Consider the following 17109-nt stretch of genomic DNA (forward strand, 5'->3'; position numbering starts at 1 on the left):
CGCGTGCCTGCCTTCTGCCGTTCGGAGCGTCCTCGGGGGTGAGGTGCGGCAGCACGCTAGCGACCCGGAATCGGGCAATCGGCCTGATCCGGACGGGGGTTCGAGATCTTAGGGCCCGCTTAAGGAAGGCATCGGGACCGGTTAAAGGTCGAGACCAATGTGACAGGCTGCGAGGCCGGCTCAGGCCCGTCGGCCCCAGCCCGTCACCCCGCCCGGTCTCTCCACCCTGGCGCGGCGCGGGCCGCCTCGCCGGCGGCGTACCGGGCCCCGGTGCCCTCGGCGCCGTGGCTCGCCCGCCCGCGCGTCGAGCTGGATCCAGATGCGGACCTCCGTGCCGCCGAGGACCGACGCGCCGATCGTCACGTCGCCGCCCGTGGACTCGGCGAGGCGGCGGACGATGTCCAGGCCGAGGCCGGTGGAGCCGTCGGTGCCTGAGCCGCGGCCGCGGGCCATCGCCGCGGCCGGGTCGGGTATCCCGGGGCCCGCGTCGGAGACGAGGACGATGACCGCGTCCTCGCCGTTGTGGACGTCGACCGCGAAGGCGGTGCCCTCCGGGGTGTGCCGGAAGACGTTGCCGAGCAGGGCGTCGAGCGCGGCGGCCAGGTCGGCGCGGGCCACGGGTATGCGCACCGGCCGGTCCACGCCGGCCACCCGCCACTTGCGGCCCTCGTCCTCGGCGAGCGCCGACCAGAACCCCATGCGCTCGCGCACCACTTCGGCGGCGTCGCAGCCCGCGCCGGGCCCGGCGGCCGCGGTCTGCGGCTTGGCCTCCCGGGCGGTACGGATGATGGTGTCGACCTCCCTCTCCAGCTGGGCGACCGCGGCCCGGGTCTGCTCGGCGGCCGGCCCGTCGCCCAGCGAGGCCGCGTTGAGCCGCAGCACGGTCAGCGGGGTGCGCAGCCGGTGGGACAGATCGGCGGCGAGTTCCCGTTCGTTGGCGAGGAGCTGGACGACCTGGTCGGCCATGGAGTTGAACGCGACCGCGGCGAGCCGCAGTTCGGTCGGCCCCTCCTCCGGCACGCGGGCGCCCAGCTTGCCCTCGCCCAGCTCGCGGGCGCCCTCGACGAGCCGCTGGGCGGGCTGCACCATGCGCACCCCGAGCCGGTCGGCGACGGCCACCGAGCCGACGATCAGGGCGAGTCCGACCCCGGCGAGCACGGCCCAGGCGGTGCCGACGCCCTTGTCGACGGCGGCGTCGGGCACATACACCTCGACCACCGCGATCTGGCCGGAGCCGAGCGCGACCGGCTGCAGCAGGACCGAGCCGCCGGGCGCCTCGGCGGTGGAGGCGCGGCCCATCCTGCGGGTGGCCTCGATGTCCTCGGCGGCGGCCCGCCTGCGGCCGATCTCCACGGCCGGGGCGCCCTCGCCGCCGGGTATGTGCAGGGCGGTGCCGGAGGAGTCGGAACCGGCGGAGGCGACGAACCGCTCCAACTGCTCGCGGTCGGTGGTGATGGACAGCGCCGGGGCGATCTCCGCCGCGTCCCGCTCGGCGTTGGAGAAGGCCCGGTCGCGGGCCATCTCGCGGATGACGAGGCCGAGCGGCACGGCGAAGGCGACCACCACCATCGCGGTGACCGCGAGCGAGACCTTGACCAGTGCCCACCTCATCGCACGGGCCCCGGCGGTTCGAGCTTGACCCCGACGCCCCGCAGGGTGTGCAGATAGCGCGGGTCGGCGGCCGTCTCGCCCAGCTTGCGGCGCAGCCAGGACAGATGGACGTCGATGGTCTGGTCGTCGCCGTACGACTGCTGCCACACCTCGGCGAGCAGTTCTCGGCGCGGTACGACGACACCGGGGCGGCCGGCGAGGAAGGCGAGGAGGTCGAACTCGCGGCGGGTGAGGTCGAGCCGGACGCCGTCCAGCTCGGCCTGGCGGCGCAGCGGGTCGACGGTCAGCCCGCCCACCCGCAGCACCGACGAGGGCGCGGCCTCCGCGGTGGCGGCACGGGAGCGGCGTAGGACGGCGGCGATGCGGGCCGACAGGTGCTCGACCGAGAACGGCTTGGTCAGGTAGTCGTCCGCGCCCGCGTTGAGCAGCCGGACGATCTCCGTCTCGTCGTCCCGCGCGGTGGCGATGATCACGGGGACGTCGGTGATGCCGCGCAGCATCTTCAGCGCCTCGGACCCGTCCAGATCGGGCAGGCCGAGGTCCAGGATGACCACGTCGAAACGGTGATGGGCGACCTCGCGCAGCGCCTCCAGCGCGGTGCCGACGCTGCGCACCAGGTGGGCGGCGTCGGTCAGATGCCGGATGAGCGCCGAGCGGACGAACTGGTCGTCCTCGACCACGAGCACACTTGCCATGCGCCGCACCGTACGCCATGCCGTCGAGCCGGATCGGAGCCTGTGGACAACTCAGCGCCTGTGCACACGGTGAGGCGGGTGAGGCAGTATGGCCCGCGATGCGCAGAGGACTCGTACACGCACTGGCCTGGTCGCTCGCCACGGGCGCGGCGGTCACGCTGTCGTGGTGGGGTGTGCGCACGGTCCTGGACTCCACGGCGTACGACCCGCCGCGCGCCCTGCCGGTCACGGCGGACGCGACCGCGCCAGGGTCGAAGCCGCTCGCGACCTCGGCGAGCACGCACCGGCCGCATCCGTCGCCGAGCCCGTCGGCGTCGGCGCCCGCGAAGGAGTCCCCGAAGCCGAGCTCCCCCGCGCCGACCCGCACCCCGTCGCCGCCCGCCGCCACGGGCCCGGCCCCGTCCCCCTCCTCCGGCCAGGTCAAGAGCTACGCCACCGACGGCGGCCGGGCCGTGTTCGACCTGCGTGGGTCGTACGCGACGCTGGTGACGGCGACGCCCGAGACGGGCTGGTCGATGCAGGTGTGGAAGACGGAGTCGTGGATCCGGGTGGAGTTCAGCTCCGGCGCGGACCGGGTGTCGGTGTTCTGCACCTGGCACGACGGCCCGCCGCGGGTCGAGGTCGGCACCTACTGAGCCACGGCACTCCGCGCCGCGTCCGCCGCCGGACCGGTCAGCGGAACACCGACGCCGGTGGCGCGGGCGAGGCCACCGCCGCCGCATCGGTCACCGGTACGGCACCCCCCGCGAAGTCGGTGAGCGGCCGCCCGTGCTCCACGCGGCCCGGGTGCGGGTCGGAGGCCGTACGACGGGTCAGCTCGGCCAGCGGCAGGGGGCGGTCGCTCGCGACCAGCACGGCGTTGCCGAAGCGCCGGCCCCGCAGGACGGTCGGGTCGGCCAGCAGCGCCAGCTCGGCGAACCGGGCGGCTGCCGTGGCGATCTGGCCGCGCAGATGCGCGAGCGGCGGCCCGTCGGCGAGGTTGGCCGCGTACAGGCCGCCCGGCTTCAGTGCCCGGCGGACCTCGTCGAGGAACTCGGTCGAGGTCAGGTGGGCCGGGGTGCGGGCGCCGCTGAAGACATCGGCGACGACGAGGTCGGCCCAGCCGTCGGGCACCTTCGCGAGCCCCTCGCGGGCGTCCACCGACCGCACCCGGATGCGTGCGCCCGGCTCCAAGGGCAGTTCCCGTCGCACCAGTTGCACCAGCGGCGCGTCGAACTCCACCACCTGCTGGGTGGAGCGGGGCCGGGTCGCGGCGACGTAGCGGGCGAGGGTCAGGGCGCCGCCGCCGAGGTGGACCGCCTGGATCGGCCGCCCGGCGGGCGCGGCGAGATCGACGACGTGCCCGAGCCGCCGCTGGTACTCGAAGGACAGGTACGCGGGATCATCCAGGTCGACGTGCGACTGCGGCGCCCCGTCGATGAGCAGGGTCCAGGCCCGCGCCCGGTCCCGGTCGGGTATGAGTTCGGCGAGTCCCCCGTCGACGGTTTCGACGACGGACTCGGCGGCACCCCGCCGGGCGTTCCTGGACTTTCCCATGAAGGCATTGTCCCAGCACACGGACCCGGGAGGCGCGGGGAGACCTCACCGGCGGCTGTCGGCGGCCTCGATCAACCGGGCCGCCTCCCCGAGAGCGGCCCGCAGGACGGCCGGGTCGGTGGCCAGATCGGCGTCCCCGGGCGGCAGCAGCCAGTCGGACCCCTCCACCGGCGGCTCAGGGGCGACGAGGCTCAGCCCTCGCCCCTCGGTCTCCACACATGTGCTGCCGGGCACGTCCCACGCCGCCGCCGTACCCGACGGCACCAGGAAGCCCAGCGTCCCGCAGCCGTCGTCGTGCAGCACCGGCCCGACCCCGTCACCGGCGCCCCGCCGCAGGATGTCGACCGCTTCCAGACCCTGCCGCGCCGGCACCGTCACCAGGTCCCACGCGGGCGACGGCGTACTGGCTTGCATCCCGCCCTCCACTACGAACCTCCTCGTTCGTGCGGGTCGGGAGTCGGGCGGCTCCCGGTCCATGGGGTTCAACGCGGGGCCGCGTCAACGGCTACGGCGGAAGTCAGCCGCAAAGGATGGCAGTTCATGGCAGATCTTGGATGAGATATCCGGTTTGTAGCCAAACACCGCGTGGCGGCCCGGTCGCAGCAGGTACGTTCTTGCCCGCCGGAATCCGGGCGTCACAGTGGGACAGGTCAGACATAAGGCCACATCCGTCAAGTCGCCCGCTCTCCGGCATGGTTCGACGGTTCGCACGAGAGGACCCGGCCATGACGTCGTCCACGGTGACCTCGTCCCAGCCCCATCGGCCCCCACGGCCGAACCTCGCCTTCCGTCGGCTGCGCGGCCGGCGTTCCCCGGCCGAGTTCGCCGCGGAGGTACGGCGGGCCGCCCGCGAGATCGGCGAGCAGGTCAGCTGTGACGCGCGCTACATCGGCCGGGTGGAGGCGGGCGAGATCCGCTGCCCCAACTACGCGTACGAACGGGTGTTCCTGCACATGTTCCCCGGCCGCACGCTCACCGACCTGGGCTTCGCGCCCCGTTCGGCGGTCCGCGGCCGCGCCGCGCGCCCCGTCCCGCCGGACTCCCCCGCGAGCCCGGCGTTCCCCACCGGTGAGACACGGGAGGGCCCCGATCCGTATGACCCGCAGGACCCCTTCGAGACGTACGACAACTATGAGGAGAGCGACGTGCTGCGTCGCGCATTCATGACCGGCGGGGGCGCGACCGTGGCCGCCGCCTCACTGGGACCCTTCGGTCTCGCCCTCGACGCCACGGCCGCGCCACGCCTCGGCCACCGCGTCGGGTCGGGCGAGGCGGGTGCCCTGGAGGAAGCCGTCCGCAGGATCCGGCTGCTCGACGACCGGCACGGCGCCGACGGCCTCTACCGGCGCGCGGCGGCCCCGCTGCGCGCCGCGTACGCGCTGCTGGACGCCGGCACGACCCGGCAGACCACCACCGACCGGCTCCACTCCGGCGCCGGTGAGCTGGCGATCTCGGTGGGCTGGCTGGCGCACGACTCGGGCCGGTTCGACGACGCACGCTCGCACTACGCGGAGGCGCTCGCGACCGCGCGGATGAACGGTGACGCAGGGCTGGAGGCGCACGCCTTCTGCAACACCGCGTTCCTCGCGCGGGACGCCGGGCGCCCGCGCGAGGCGGTGCGTGCCGCGCAGGCCGCCCAGCGCATCGCCCGGCCGCTCGGCTCGCCCCGGCTGATGTCGCTGCTGGCGCTGCGCGAGGCGGGCGGCTGGGCGGGGCTCGCCGACCGCACCGGCTGCGAACAGGCCCTCGCGCGAGCGCAGGCCCTCTACGAGCGAGGCCCCTCGGACGCCGACCCCGAGTGGATGAGCTTCTACGGAGAGGCCGAACTGGAGGGCCTCGAGGCGCAGTGCTGGTCCGCGCTGGGCGACTGGCCGCGCGCGGCCCGGCACGCGGCACGGGCCGCGCATCTGCAGGACCCGCACTTCACCCGCAACATCGCCCTCTACACGGCCGAGCTGGCGGACGACCTCGCGCGCGGGGGCCACCCCGACGAGGCGGCGTCCGCCGGGCTGCGGGTGCTGGAGCTGCTGGGCGAGGTGCAGTCCTCCCGCATCCAGACGATGCTCGCGGGCACCGCGCGCGTGCTGCTGCCGCACCGGCGGGCGTCGGGGGTGTCGCGATTCCTGGAGAAGCACGCCTCGCTGCCGCGTACGGCGTGAGGCACACGCGTGTGCGTACGAGGTGACGCTCACGCATGTGCGTTACGGCGTCAGCGCCTCGGCCGCCGGGTGGCGCGGGTCAGCCGGCCAGGTGCCCCAGGTCGTTCCAGCTCTCGACGGCCGGCTCGCCGTAGGCCCAGCCCAGCACCGACAGGGAGGTCGGATTGAGGCGGATACGGGCGGCGAAGTCGATCGGCAGGCCCAGCCAGCGCGCGCCGATGGTGCGCAGGATGTGCCCGTGGGCGAAGACGAGGACGTCCCGGTCGGCTTCGCGCGCCCAGGCGACGACCTCGTCCGCGCGGGCGCTCACCTCGGCGAGCGTCTCGCCCTCGGGGACGCCGTCGCGCCAGATCAGCCAGCCGGGGCGTATCGCCTGTATCTCGGCGGGGGTCATGCCCTCGTAGGCGCCGTAGTGGTACTCCATGAGCGCGTCCCAGGTGGTCGCGCGGTCACCGAACCCGGCGAGTTCGCAGGTCTCCCGCGCGCGGACGAGCGGGCTGGTGCGCACCTCCACGCCGGGCAGCCCGTCGAACGGCGCCCGGTGCAGGCGCTCGCCGAGCAGCTTGGCGCCGCGGCGGCCCTCCTCCAGCAGCGGCACGTCCGTGCGGCCGGTGTGCTTGCCGGACAGCGACCACTCGGTCTGTCCGTGCCGGGCCAGCAGGATGCGCGGTGCCATGGGGGGCCTTTCCGGGAGAAACCACAGGCGGAACCCCTCCATCATCGCGCACGCCGTACCGGGGCAACCCCGGGGCCGGGGGCTGCGTCTTTGAGGGCCGGAGCCCCGCACAGGCGTGGCATACGGCGTAAAGTGGCCGACCGGGCCATCCGGCGCCACGCACGGAGACAGGGGGAGGGCGATCGGATGCCGCAGTCCGAGATGTTGCGCGCGGAGGCGGCACCACCGCGTCTGCGCTGGTGGACCGAGCTGCCCCTGATCCTGCTGGTCTACGCCTGCTACTCGGCCGGCCGGCTCCTCGCCCGGGACGACGTCACGACGGCCGTCGACCACGGCCTGGCGATCCTGCGCGTCGAGAAGTTCCTCCACCTCAACGCCGAACACCCGCTCAACCGGCTGTTCACCCGTCACACCTGGCTGGGCGTGCCGGCCGACTTCTGGTACGCCTCGCTGCACTACCTGATCACGCCCGCGCTGCTGGTGTGGCTGTTCCGCTCGCGTGCGGTGCGCTACCGGGCGGCCCGCACCTGGCTGATGACCTCGACGTTCCTCGGCCTGATCGGGTTCTCGCTGCTGCCGACCTGCCCGCCCCGGCTGCTCGACGCGGGGCACGGCTTCGTGGACACGATGGCCCAGTACAGCTCGTACGGCTGGTGGGGCGGCGAGGCGAGCGCGCCGCGCGGGATGGGCAATCTGACGAACCAGTACGCGGCGATGCCGAGCCTGCATGTGGGCTGGGCGCTGTGGTGCGGGGTCATGCTGTGGCGGTTCGGCGGGACGCGCCTGGCGAAGACGGCCGGTGTGGTCTACCCGCTGGTGACCACGATCGTGGTGATGGGCACCGCCAACCACTACTTCCTCGACGCCGCCGCGGGCGCCGCCGTGATGGGCGTCGGCCTGCTGCTGACGCCGCTCGTGCTGCGGGCGGCGGACCGCGTCCGCGGGTCCGTGGCGCTGCGGTCCGGCAGTTCCCCGCAGGTCTCCGAGGGCGCACAGGCCCCGATTGTCAGTGGCGGATGCCAGACTTCGGCGGGTGAGCGATTTCCACGGCAGCGTGAGTCCGCCCTCCCCCAGGGAGCCGGGCCGGACGCCTCCCCCGCGGACACGGGCGACGGGGCTCCGGCAGCGGCTCGCTGAGCTGCGCGGCCCCGAGGTGGCGGCGAGAGCGCTGGACGCGCGCGCCCTCGCCGCGCTGGCCGCCAACCCCGGGTGCCGGCGGCGGGCGATCCTCGACGGGGCGGGGGTGGACAAGGCGGCGCTGGCGAGCGCGCTGGGCTCCCCCTCGGCCTTCGGCCAGTCCCAGTTCGCGCTCACGCGCGGCAACGCCTTCGAGGCGAAGGTCAAGGCGGACGGCGGCGCGGAGCTGCTGCGGCTGGTGCACCGGGTGCTGGCGCCGGGCACCGAGCCGCCGCACGAGGCGTCCGTGCCCGACCTGTCGGCGATCGGCCCCGAGGGCCGTACGGCGCGCACCGCGCTGGCGCTGCGCGAGGCCGTCGAGGCACCGGGCACCTGGACGCTGCTCGACCATCCGATGCTCGCGCTGGACGTCGCGGGCTCGCCGGCCTTCCTGGAGCCGGACGCGGTCGTGGTGCACCCCGACGGGTCCTGGTCGGTGGTGGAGATCAAGTCGTTCCCGATGCTGGACGGTTCGGCGGACCCGGCGAAGGTGGGCGCGGCCGCCCGGCAGGCCGCGGTGTACGTGCTGGCGCTGGAGGAGGTCGCCGCGCGGCTGGAGGCGCCCCCGCGCGTGCATCACCGCGTCGTGCTGGTGTGCCCCAAGGACTTCTCCAACCAGCCCACCGCCTCCGCCGTCGACGTACGCAAGCAGCGGGCGGTGACCCGGCGCCAGCTGGCCCGGCTCACCCGGCTCGAGGAGATCGCCGACGCCCTGCCGGAGGGGGTGTGCTTCTCCCCCGAGCTGCCGGCCGAGGAGCTGGCGGCGGCCGTCGCCTGCGTGCCCGCGACCTACGCGCCGGAGTGCCTGTCCGCCTGTGAGCTGGCCTTCCACTGCCGCGACCGGGCCCGCGCCGCCGACGTGGTGACCACGCTGGGCCGCCCGGTCCGCGCGGAGCTGGGCGCCCTGACCACGGTCACCGACGTCCTCGCGGCCGCGCGCGGGGAGAGCGGCGACCCCGATGACCCGGCGGTGGCGGCACTGCGCCGGGCGGCCCGGCTGCGGGCCGAGGCCCTGGGCGGGGCGCGGGCGGAGGTCGCCGTATGTCGCTGATCGCCACGCTCGCCCGGCTGGAGGCCGTCGAGACCGGGGTCGCGCAGCCGTTGGCCACGGTGCGGCACCGGCATCTGTCCGAGCGGCCGCTGGTGTGCGTGCCGCTGACCACCGCGGGTGAGGCGGGCGCCCCGCTGGGCGCCCTGGTGGGCACCGACCGGGACGCGCCCCGGCTGCTGGTGGTGCCGCAGCCGCGCGACCGCGACCTGAGGTCCGCGTTCCTCGCCGACCTGGCGGACGTCGTCCTGCCGTACATCGAGTCGTACGCCGATGCCGTCGAGGTCGCCGAGCGCACCGAGACCGACCCGGAGACCGGCAAGCGGGTCAAGGTCGAGGTCGACCTGTGCGCGGACGCGCCGCAGCTGATCGTGCCGAGCCGGGCCGGTGTGGAGTACGTGCGGCTGCTGGGGCGCTCGATGCGCTTTCGGCGTACGGCCGAGCAGGACCCGGAGACGCCCTATCCGGCGCCGCCGCGCGTGCCGCTGCTGGGCCGCTGGCTCACCCACTTCGGGGAGCGGGCGCGGGTGCCGGGCTCCTCGCTGCTGCTGGCGCTGACCGATGTGCTGGCCCGGCACTGGGCGACCGGCCAGTCCACCCTGGAGGACCAGCACCTGGGCGCTCTGCTCGCGTGGATCGACCCGCCCGCGGGCTCGACGGGTGCCGAGGCCGCGCTGCGGGCCGAGCTGGCGCGGGACGCCGGGGGGCAGCTGGAGTGGCCGCCCGCGGGCCCGGCCACCGACCCGGCGTTCGACAACAAGCTGCTCGCGCCGGCGTTCGAGCGCTACGACAAGGCGCGCGCGGCGCTCGCCGCCGCCGAGGACGGCCTCCAGGCCGACGACCGCCTCGGCGAGCTCACCGCGGCCGAGCGGCACATCCGCGACCTCGTCCTCAGCCGCACCCGCCCCACCTGGGACGCGCTCTGGCGGGGCCTGGACCTGCTGCGGGCCCTGCCCGAGGCGGCGCACGCCGAGGAGCGGTGGACGCGCGACCGCTGGTCGTTCACCGGGCACCGCGACCGCGTGCTGGCGGGCGAGCCCCCGCAGCCGCGCCGCGACGACGCGGTGACGGCGGCGAACAAGCTGGCCGCGCGCGAGCGCGAGCAGGCCCGCCTGGAGGCGCAGGAAGCGCTCGACGACCCGCTGGTGATGGCCGGGCGGCGGCTGGCCGGGGAGGCGTTCGCCGGTGAGGTCGTCGACGTCGTCATGGCGTACTCCGAGGGCAAGCGGCCGAGCCCCCGCCCGCTGGTGACGCTCCGCACCGACGACCGGCCGCATGTCGGGGAGCGCGCGCGGGTGTACCGCTCGCTGGGCGGCAAGCCGCAGACGGCGGAGGTGGTGGGGTACGAGGAGAGCGCGCAGGACGCCCTGGTGGTGCTGCGCATTCTCGACAAGATGGGCCGCGGCAAGGAGCCGGAGCCCGGTTCGGTGCCGGAGAAGGGCGACGCGCTCTGCTTCACCGCCTTCGAGCACGAGCAGCGCGGCGGCGCGAAGCTGCCCGACGCGGAGAACACCCCGTGGACCCACGGCGGCCCGCCCGGCGAGGAGCCGGCGCCCGCGGCCGACCCCGTCACCGAGGAGGACCTGCTGTGACCACGCAGACCGCGTTCGACCCCGGCGCCGCCGCGACCCGGGCCACCGAGGCGATCCTGCACGACACGCTGCACGGCACCGACCGCGGTGTCGTGGTGGACTCCCCGCCCGGGGCCGGCAAGTCCACGCTGGTGGTGCGCGCGGCGCTGGAGCTGGCGGAGGCGGGCCGCCCGCTGATGGTGGTCGCGCAGACCAACGCCCAGGTCGACGACCTGGTGCTGCGGCTCGCCGAGAAGAGCCCGGAGCTGCCGGTGGGTCGCCTGCACAGCAGCGACTCGGACCCGTACGACAAGGCGCTGGACGACCTGCCGAACGTACGCAAGTCGGCGAAGGCGGGCGACCTGGCCGGCCTGCCGGTGGTGATCTCCACGGCGGCGAAGTGGGCGCATGTGAAGGTCGACGAGCCCTGGCGGCATGCGATCGTCGACGAGGCGTACCAGATGCGCTCGGACGGGCTGCTGGCCGTGGCGGGCCTGTTCGAGCGGGCGCTGTTCGTGGGTGACCCGGGGCAGCTGGACCCGTTCGCGATCGTGGGCAGCGAGCAGTGGGCGGGCCTGTCGTACGACCCGTCGGCGTCGGCGGTGACGACGCTGCTGGCGCACAACCCGGGCCTGCCGCAGCACCGCCTCCCGGTGTCCTGGCGGTTGCCGGCCTCGGCGGCCCCGCTGGTGTCGGACGCGTTCTACCCGTACACGCCGTTCCGCAGCGGCACCGGGCACGGCGACCGGCGGCTCACCTTCGCGGTGCGCTCGGACGGCTCGGGCCCCGACCGGGTGATCGACGAGGCGGCGGAGTCCGGCTGGGGCCTGCTGGAGCTGCCCGCCAGACACACGCCCCGCACGGACCCGGAGGCCGTACGGGCGGTCGCGGCGGTGGTACGGCGCCTGCTGGACCGGGGCGGCGCGGCGCTCTCGGAGCGCTCACCGGACCCGACGCCCCTCACGGCCGACCGCATCGCCGTCGGCACGGCCCACCGCGACCAGGCGGCCGCGATCCGCGCAGCCCTGGCGGAACTGGGCGCGGCGGACGTCACCGTCGACACCGCCAACCGACTCCAGGGCCGCGAGTACGACGTCACGGTCGTCCTCCACCCCCTGTCCGGCCGCCCCGACGCCACGGCCTTCCACCTGGAGACCGGCCGCCTCTGCGTCCTCGCCTCCCGCCACCGCCACGCCTGCATCATGATCTGCCGCGCAGGCGTGACAGACCTCCTGGACGACTACCCGTCCACGGAGCCGGTCCAGCTGGGCACGGTGGTGAAGTTCCCGGACGGCTGGGAGGCCAACCACGCGGTCCTGGCCCGCCTGGCGGAACACCGGGTCAGCTGGCGGCCCTGAGACGGGCCGCCAGGACGGTGCGTCAGTGGCGGGTGAGAGAGCCGAGGGCGCCGGTCGCCTGGTCGAGGACGTTGCCGATGGTGCAGTGGTTGGTGTGGTCGCCCGTCCAGGCGCCCCCGACGGGCACGACCGCGAGTTCCTGGAGACAGACGGCGGCGGCGCTGAAGTTCCAGTTGTTGGCGGCGTTGACGCCGGGGCCCAACGCTGAGTCTCCGTCGTTCGCGAAGGCGGGCGTGGTGGTCATGAGGGCAGCGGCGGCCAGCAGGCCGCAGGTGATGATCTTGCGCATGCCGTGACAAACGCCGCGGAGCCCAACCGGTCACGGGCCTCGCGCCAGAGGCCCTCTTGCGCCCCGCGCGACAATGGAGGGTGGTCCGCCCGCAGGCGCGCCATCGGACACGTACGAGGAGGACATGACATGGCGGAGCACACGCCGCGCCCGAACGAGCCGCGGCTACGCCCCGCGCCCCTGCTCTTCGAGCCCGCCGAGGCCGCCGGGGACCCGGAGCACTTCTTCGACCTGGAGTCGATCGACGACCCGCGGGCGCTGCTCGCGCGGGCGACGGAGCTGACGCAGGCGTTCCGTGCGGCGGCCGACCGGGCGATGGAGTTCCAGGCGATCGCGGCGGCGCAGCTGGCCGACCCGCGGCGCTTCGACCGGCTCACGGCCGCGGCCATCGCGGAGCGGGCCGAGTGGACCGAGGACTATGCCAAGAAGATGGTGGAGTTCGGCCAGAGCCTGCTGCGCGGCGAGAACGGCGCGGGTCACGCCGACCCGGTCTGACCCGACCGCCCGCCCGCCCGGCATATGCCAGCCGGGCGGGCAAGATACTCCTGCCCGCCCACCCCTGTCCCGATTTCCGGCAACCCAGGGAGACGGCACGCTCACACCCGGTACATCTGGTGGGCATGAGCAGCTTTCGGAACGACCTCGCGGGAGTCACCCCGGACGGAGCCGCCTGGCTCGCCTCGGCAGGAACGTATCCGCGTAGCACGCTCGCGTTCTGGGAGGAGCGCCCGGACGCCCCGGTGGTCCTGCCGTGCGGCTCCGCCTTCGACGTGGTGAGCGCGCCCGCGATGTTCGGCCGCCGGATGCTGGACCGGCTGTGGGACGACGGTCCGGGCTCCGGCCCGGTGGCGGCCTACCGCGGCCGCATGCTGCTGTTCGCCGCGCCGGGCACGGCCCAGCGGCTGCCGTCGCTGCTGGAGTGGGAGGAGTTCGGCTCCCGCGACCGGGCCCGTGACCGCGACGACCGCGACCACGACCCCGACCTCGGCGGCAGCAGCCGTACGGCGGCGATCCCGCCCCTGCTCTGCCACGGCACCGGCGACGCCGTGACCGTCCCCGCGCCGGCCGGCGGCCCCGCCGAACCGGGCCCCCTGGAGTCCCGCTGGCTCGTCGCCCCCGACACCCGTCAGCCCTGGCTGCCGGGGCCGGAGGTACTGCTCTGGGCGGCCGTACGGGCGGCCCGTGCGGCGGTGCGGATATCGATTTTTCCTCCCGCCGATCAGGATGCTAAGGTCTACGACGTCAGCAGGCGCCGCTAGCTCAGTTGGTTAGAGCAGCTGACTCTTAATCAGCGGGTCCGGGGTTCGAGTCCCTGGCGGCGCACAGCTAAAAGGTCGCTGACCTGGATGAGCGCCCTCGGTTCTCCGAGGGCGCTCATCTGTTTTCTCCGTACGCGATGCCGCTGCCCGTACGCAGTCTCACGCCGGGGCGATCTTCACGGTCCACGCCCCCGCAGGGGTCCGCCCCTCCACCTCCACGCGTACGTCGTCACCCGGCACGGTGAAGCTCTCGCCGACACCGACCGGCGCGTCCGCGAGAGGCGGATAGACGGAGGTGTCCCAGCATGCCTCGGTCTCCGGGTGGGCGTCGATCACCTCCACCGGCCCGCGTCCGGAGGCGGCCGCGCTGCTCACCCGGTACACCAGCACCCCCGAGCGGCAGGTACCCCTGTCGTTGCCGACGGGGCCGCGCGCCTCGAAGGCCAGCGCGCTGTCCGGCCCGGTGCGCACGACGGCCAGCTTGGTGCCGCGGCCCAGTCCGAAGACCGGCGCGCCCGCGGCCCCGGCCACCGCGACGCCGGGGCCCGCGCCGAGCGGCTCCAGCGTGAGCCACGTCGGCCCGCCGCCCGGCACGCACACCACCTGGCGCGGCTCCAGCCAGCCCAGCTTCCACTTGTGCCAGGCGAACAGGTCCGGCGCGAGGCCGAACTGGCTGCCCATCAGGTCCCAGTCGCCGACGTACGTGTCCCAGTCGCCGGTGCCGTCGGCCGGCCGGTGATAGAGGTCCGGCAGGTCGAAGACATGCCCGGTCTCATGGGCGAGGACGAGCCGGTCCGGCGGATGCTTCTCGAACACGGTGACGAACCTGCGGATCTCCGTGCCGTCGGCCCGCAGCGGCACGTCCAGGTTGACGACCTTGGTGGCGTCGGAGTCCACCCCGGGCGCGTCCGGGTCGGCGACGAAGTACACGACGTCGTACGCCGAGAAGTCGACCTGTCCGTCGGAGACGGCGAGGGCGTCACGCAGATAGGCGGCGCGATGGGCGGCGTTCCAGTCGCGCCGTATGGCGTACGCGGTGGAGGGGCGGGGCATGGTGAGCCACTGCCGCAGCGGGCGCGGGCGCAGGGTGAACCGGCCGTAGGAGGCACGCTCGAAGAAGGTGCTGGTGGCGGGGAAGTGATCGGCCGTCAGCTGCTCCGGGCTGGTCAGCGGCTCGGCGTCCGGGAAGGACAGAAAGACCAGGACGGCGTTCAGCTCACGGGCCGGCTTCGGATAGGCGGCGTTCCAGGTGTCGACGCCCTCGGAGTGATGGGCCTCGGTGCGCGTGAGGGCGCAGGGGGAGGAGGAGAAGGGCTCGGCGACCGAGGGGGCGCCGATGAAGGAGGTGGCGGCGAGCGCCGACATCGTGGTGAGGACGGCCGCGGTGCTGCGCAGTGGGGGGCGCGGAAAACGACGCGGCACAGGAACCTCCGGATGCGGTACACGGGGACACCGCGTCCAGCCTGTGCGACTTTATTGATATATGCCCTGTTTGCCTGCATCGGACGGGTGAGCACCCGGCGGCAACGCCCCCGAGCACCCGGCAGGCGCCCCCCGAGGAGCCGGTGCGTACGCCACCGAGCGCCGGGCCACGCCCCCGACACCCCCGAACCGCTCACGGTCCGTCACAATCGGTCGGCTGCCGAAGAAACCTGTCCAGCCAGGGGCAGAAACGATCCATCAGAAAGGCGGGTCATCACGCGGCGTACGGGGGACACTGAAGAACGGCTGGAAGGGCCGGAAGGCAGCCTCTATGATCGGCACACTTTCCTGACACTTCCTGCCCGGACAGAGATCGAGCAGAGACCCAGCAGATCGAGTGCACTGCGGGAGCGAGCGGTGAGCGCAGCGTCCGAAGGGCCGACGGCCGCGGCAGACCTCGTCCGGCCGGCCGTCACAGACAGTGATCCCGAAGCTTCTCGTCGTACCGGCACGGAGGTCACCCGGGCGGTGGAGGCGGGAGCTTCCTTCCGGTCCGCGTTCGCCTCGGCGCCGCTGGCGATGGCCGTCGTCGACCGGGACGGACTGGTCGTGACCGCCAACGACAATTTCACGGCGCTCTTCGGCACCGCCGCGCGCCCGCCCGCCGGACAGGTCGCCGCCGAGCTGGTCGACCTGACCTCCGACGGCCGTACCTGGCACGCCTACCGCGAGGTGCTGCGCGGTAGGCGGGCCCGGCTGCGCTGCACCCGCCGGGTCAAGCACCCGGACGGACACGCGATGTGGGTGCAGGTCACCGTGGCCCCGCTGCACGAGGGCTTCCAGGGCGTGCTGCTGTCCGTCGCCGACATCAGCGCCCGCCGCGAACTCCAGGCGCGGCTGCGCCATCTGCAGATGCACGACCCGGTGACCCGGCTGCCCAACCGCACCCTGTTCTTCGAACGGCTGACCGCCGCCCTGGAGTCCGAGCCGGAGGAGCGCGGCAGCACCGGCCGGATCGGCCTGTGCTATCTGGACCTGGACGGCTTCAAGGCGATCAACGACACCCTCGGCCATCGCGTCGGCGACCGCCTGCTCGCCGCCGTCGCCGAACGTCTCACCCGCTGCGCCGACGAGGCCGGCTTCGCACGCGCCGGCGCGCCGCTGGTCGCGAGACTCGGCGGCGACGAGTTCGCGCTGCTCGTGGAGGACTCCACCGGCACCGAACAGCTCGCCGATCTCGCCGAGTCGGTGCTGCGCGCCCTGCGTGCGCCCTTCGACCTGTCCGGCCGGCGGCTGTCGGTGACCGCGTCCGTCGGGGTCGTCGAGCGGCTCGCCGCCGACACCACCGCGACGGGGCTGATGCAGGCCGCCGACACCACGCTGTACTGGGCCAAGGCCGACGGCAAGGACCGCTGGACACTGTTCGACCCCGAGCGCAACGCCCACCGCATGACCCGTCAGGCCCTCGCCTCCACGCTCCGGCCCGGCATCGAACGCGGCGAGTTCCGGCTGGAGTACCAGCCGCTGGTCGGCATGGCGGACGGGCGACTGCGCGGGGTGGAGGCGCTGGTGCGCTGGGACCACCCGCAGTTCGGCATCTTGACGCCGAATCGGTTCATCGGACTGGCCGAGGAGGACGGCGCGATCGTGCCGCTCGGCCGCTGGGTGCTGGCCACCGCCTGCCGTCAGGCCCGCCGCTGGCAGCTCGAACACCCCGCCGAGGAACCCCTGTTCGTCAGCGTCAACGTCGCCGTGCGCCAGGTGTGGGACTCCGACCTGGTGGCGGACGTGGACCGGGTCCTCGGCGAGACGGGGCTGGCTCCCGAGCTGCTCCAGATCGAGCTCACCGAGTCGGCCGTGATGGGCTCCGCCGGCCGCCCCCTCCAGGTGCTCCAGGCCCTCAGCGCCATGGGCGTGCGCATCGCCATCGACGACTTCGGCACCGGCTACTCCAACCTCGCCTATCTCTCCCGGCTGCCGGTGGACGTGCTGAAGCTGGACGGCTCCTTCGTCCGCGGCTTCCAGTACGAGGGGGAGGGCGCGCCGCCGAACCCGGCCGACGAGGTCGTCGTGGAGGCGATGATCCAGCTCGCCCACCGGCTCGGGCTGACCGTCACCGCGGAGTGCGTGGAGACACCCGCGCAGGCCGAACGGCTGCGGCGGATCGGCTGCGACACCGGCCAGGGCTGGCTGTACTCACGGCCGGTGGCGCCGGATCGTATCTCCGGCCTGCGGGCGGGGACGTCCTACGCCGTCGGCAAGTCGTAGGCGTCGGGCGGGTACGTCCTACGCCGTCGGCAAGTCGCAGG

At 74.2% G+C, this 17109-nt stretch carries 16 protein-coding genes and 1 tRNA gene; 10 read left to right on the forward strand and 7 right to left on the reverse strand.

Annotation, left to right across the window (positions count from 1 at the left end; all coding sequences use genetic code 11):
- Positions 1–180 precede the first annotated feature (180 nt).
- Positions 181–1611 carry a sensor histidine kinase gene (locus ACIQ6Y_RS12005; protein WP_404036108.1) on the reverse strand — a complete coding sequence of 477 codons (1431 nt, stop codon included), beginning with the start codon at positions 1609–1611 and terminating at the stop codon, positions 181–183.
- Positions 1608–2306: a response regulator transcription factor gene (locus ACIQ6Y_RS12010; RefSeq protein ID WP_404036110.1), complete on the reverse strand. Its 699-nt coding sequence runs from the start codon at positions 2304–2306 to the stop codon at positions 1608–1610. The genes ACIQ6Y_RS12005 and ACIQ6Y_RS12010 overlap by 4 nt, the downstream gene beginning before the upstream one ends.
- A gap of 98 nt (positions 2307–2404) precedes the next feature.
- Between ACIQ6Y_RS12010 and ACIQ6Y_RS12015 the strand changes: the two genes are divergently transcribed.
- Positions 2405–2941, forward strand: a complete 537-nt coding sequence (locus tag ACIQ6Y_RS12015; RefSeq protein WP_404036113.1) for a hypothetical protein — start codon at positions 2405–2407, stop codon at positions 2939–2941.
- A gap of 37 nt (positions 2942–2978) precedes the next feature.
- On the opposite strand, the gene ACIQ6Y_RS12020 is transcribed toward ACIQ6Y_RS12015, so the two are convergent.
- Both ACIQ6Y_RS12020 and ACIQ6Y_RS12025 read right to left on the reverse strand, forming a co-directional pair.
- The gene (locus ACIQ6Y_RS12020) at positions 2979–3842 is read right to left on the reverse strand and encodes a spermidine synthase (RefSeq protein WP_404036115.1); all 864 of its coding nucleotides are present in this window, start codon (positions 3840–3842) and stop codon (positions 2979–2981) included.
- 45 nt (positions 3843–3887) lie between these two features.
- A complete protein-coding gene (locus tag ACIQ6Y_RS12025) occupies positions 3888–4256 on the reverse strand; it encodes a hypothetical protein (protein ID WP_404036118.1) in 369 nt (122 codons plus the stop codon).
- A gap of 311 nt (positions 4257–4567) precedes the next feature.
- On the opposite strand from ACIQ6Y_RS12025, the gene ACIQ6Y_RS12030 reads away from it, so the two are divergent.
- On the forward strand, positions 4568–6001 hold the full coding sequence (locus ACIQ6Y_RS12030) for a hypothetical protein (RefSeq protein ID WP_404036121.1): 1434 nt from the start codon (positions 4568–4570) through the stop codon (positions 5999–6001).
- A gap of 79 nt (positions 6002–6080) precedes the next feature.
- Here the strand turns inward: ACIQ6Y_RS12030 and ACIQ6Y_RS12035 are convergent, their stop codons facing one another.
- Positions 6081–6677 carry a histidine phosphatase family protein gene (locus tag ACIQ6Y_RS12035; RefSeq protein ID WP_404036124.1) on the reverse strand — a complete coding sequence of 199 codons (597 nt, stop codon included), beginning with the start codon at positions 6675–6677 and terminating at the stop codon, positions 6081–6083.
- 186 nt (positions 6678–6863) lie between these two features.
- Here ACIQ6Y_RS12035 and ACIQ6Y_RS12040 point away from each other — a divergent pair, with 186 nt between their 5' ends.
- Genes ACIQ6Y_RS12040 through ACIQ6Y_RS12055 form a run of 4 tightly spaced genes read left to right on the forward strand, consistent with a single transcriptional unit; the run spans position 6864 to position 11830 of the window.
- Positions 6864–7814, forward strand: coding sequence for a phosphatase PAP2 family protein (locus ACIQ6Y_RS12040; protein WP_404036126.1), 951 nt, complete (start codon positions 6864–6866; stop codon positions 7812–7814).
- A complete protein-coding gene (locus ACIQ6Y_RS12045; RefSeq protein WP_404036417.1) occupies positions 7732–8904 on the forward strand; it encodes a hypothetical protein in 1173 nt (390 codons plus the stop codon). The genes ACIQ6Y_RS12040 and ACIQ6Y_RS12045 overlap by 83 nt, the downstream gene beginning before the upstream one ends.
- Positions 8895–10493, forward strand: coding sequence for a hypothetical protein (locus ACIQ6Y_RS12050; protein ID WP_404036130.1), 1599 nt, complete (start codon positions 8895–8897; stop codon positions 10491–10493). Before ACIQ6Y_RS12045 ends, ACIQ6Y_RS12050 begins: the two co-directional genes overlap by 10 nt.
- Positions 10490–11830 carry an AAA domain-containing protein gene (locus ACIQ6Y_RS12055; RefSeq protein ID WP_404036133.1) on the forward strand — a complete coding sequence of 447 codons (1341 nt, stop codon included), beginning with the start codon at positions 10490–10492 and terminating at the stop codon, positions 11828–11830. The genes ACIQ6Y_RS12050 and ACIQ6Y_RS12055 overlap by 4 nt, the downstream gene beginning before the upstream one ends.
- A 22-nt stretch (positions 11831–11852) precedes the next feature.
- Here the strand turns inward: ACIQ6Y_RS12055 and ACIQ6Y_RS12060 are convergent, their stop codons facing one another.
- Complete coding sequence (locus ACIQ6Y_RS12060; protein ID WP_404036136.1) at positions 11853–12119, reverse strand: hypothetical protein; 267 nt, start codon at positions 12117–12119, stop codon at positions 11853–11855.
- A gap of 129 nt (positions 12120–12248) precedes the next feature.
- On the opposite strand from ACIQ6Y_RS12060, the gene ACIQ6Y_RS12065 reads away from it, so the two are divergent.
- From ACIQ6Y_RS12065 to ACIQ6Y_RS12075, 3 genes are all read left to right on the forward strand, one after another.
- Positions 12249–12614, forward strand: a complete 366-nt coding sequence (locus ACIQ6Y_RS12065; RefSeq protein WP_404036139.1) for a hypothetical protein — start codon at positions 12249–12251, stop codon at positions 12612–12614.
- A gap of 125 nt (positions 12615–12739) precedes the next feature.
- Positions 12740–13378 carry a bifunctional DNA primase/polymerase gene (locus tag ACIQ6Y_RS12070; RefSeq protein WP_404036142.1) on the forward strand — a complete coding sequence of 213 codons (639 nt, stop codon included), beginning with the start codon at positions 12740–12742 and terminating at the stop codon, positions 13376–13378.
- Positions 13369–13442 (forward strand) — tRNA-Lys (locus tag ACIQ6Y_RS12075). Before ACIQ6Y_RS12070 ends, ACIQ6Y_RS12075 begins: the two co-directional genes overlap by 10 nt.
- A gap of 95 nt (positions 13443–13537) precedes the next feature.
- On the opposite strand, the gene ACIQ6Y_RS12080 is transcribed toward ACIQ6Y_RS12075, so the two are convergent.
- Positions 13538–14800, reverse strand: coding sequence for a M6 family metalloprotease domain-containing protein (locus tag ACIQ6Y_RS12080; RefSeq protein ID WP_404036145.1), 1263 nt, complete (start codon positions 14798–14800; stop codon positions 13538–13540).
- Between the two features lie 417 nt (positions 14801–15217).
- Here ACIQ6Y_RS12080 and ACIQ6Y_RS12085 point away from each other — a divergent pair, with 417 nt between their 5' ends.
- The gene (locus tag ACIQ6Y_RS12085; RefSeq protein WP_404036147.1) at positions 15218–17068 is read left to right on the forward strand and encodes a putative bifunctional diguanylate cyclase/phosphodiesterase; all 1851 of its coding nucleotides are present in this window, start codon (positions 15218–15220) and stop codon (positions 17066–17068) included.
- The last annotated feature ends 41 nt before the right edge of the window (positions 17069–17109 follow it).

Source organism: Streptomyces sp. NPDC096205 (assembly GCF_044763135.1).
Taxonomy (GTDB): domain Bacteria; phylum Actinomycetota; class Actinomycetes; order Streptomycetales; family Streptomycetaceae; genus Streptomyces.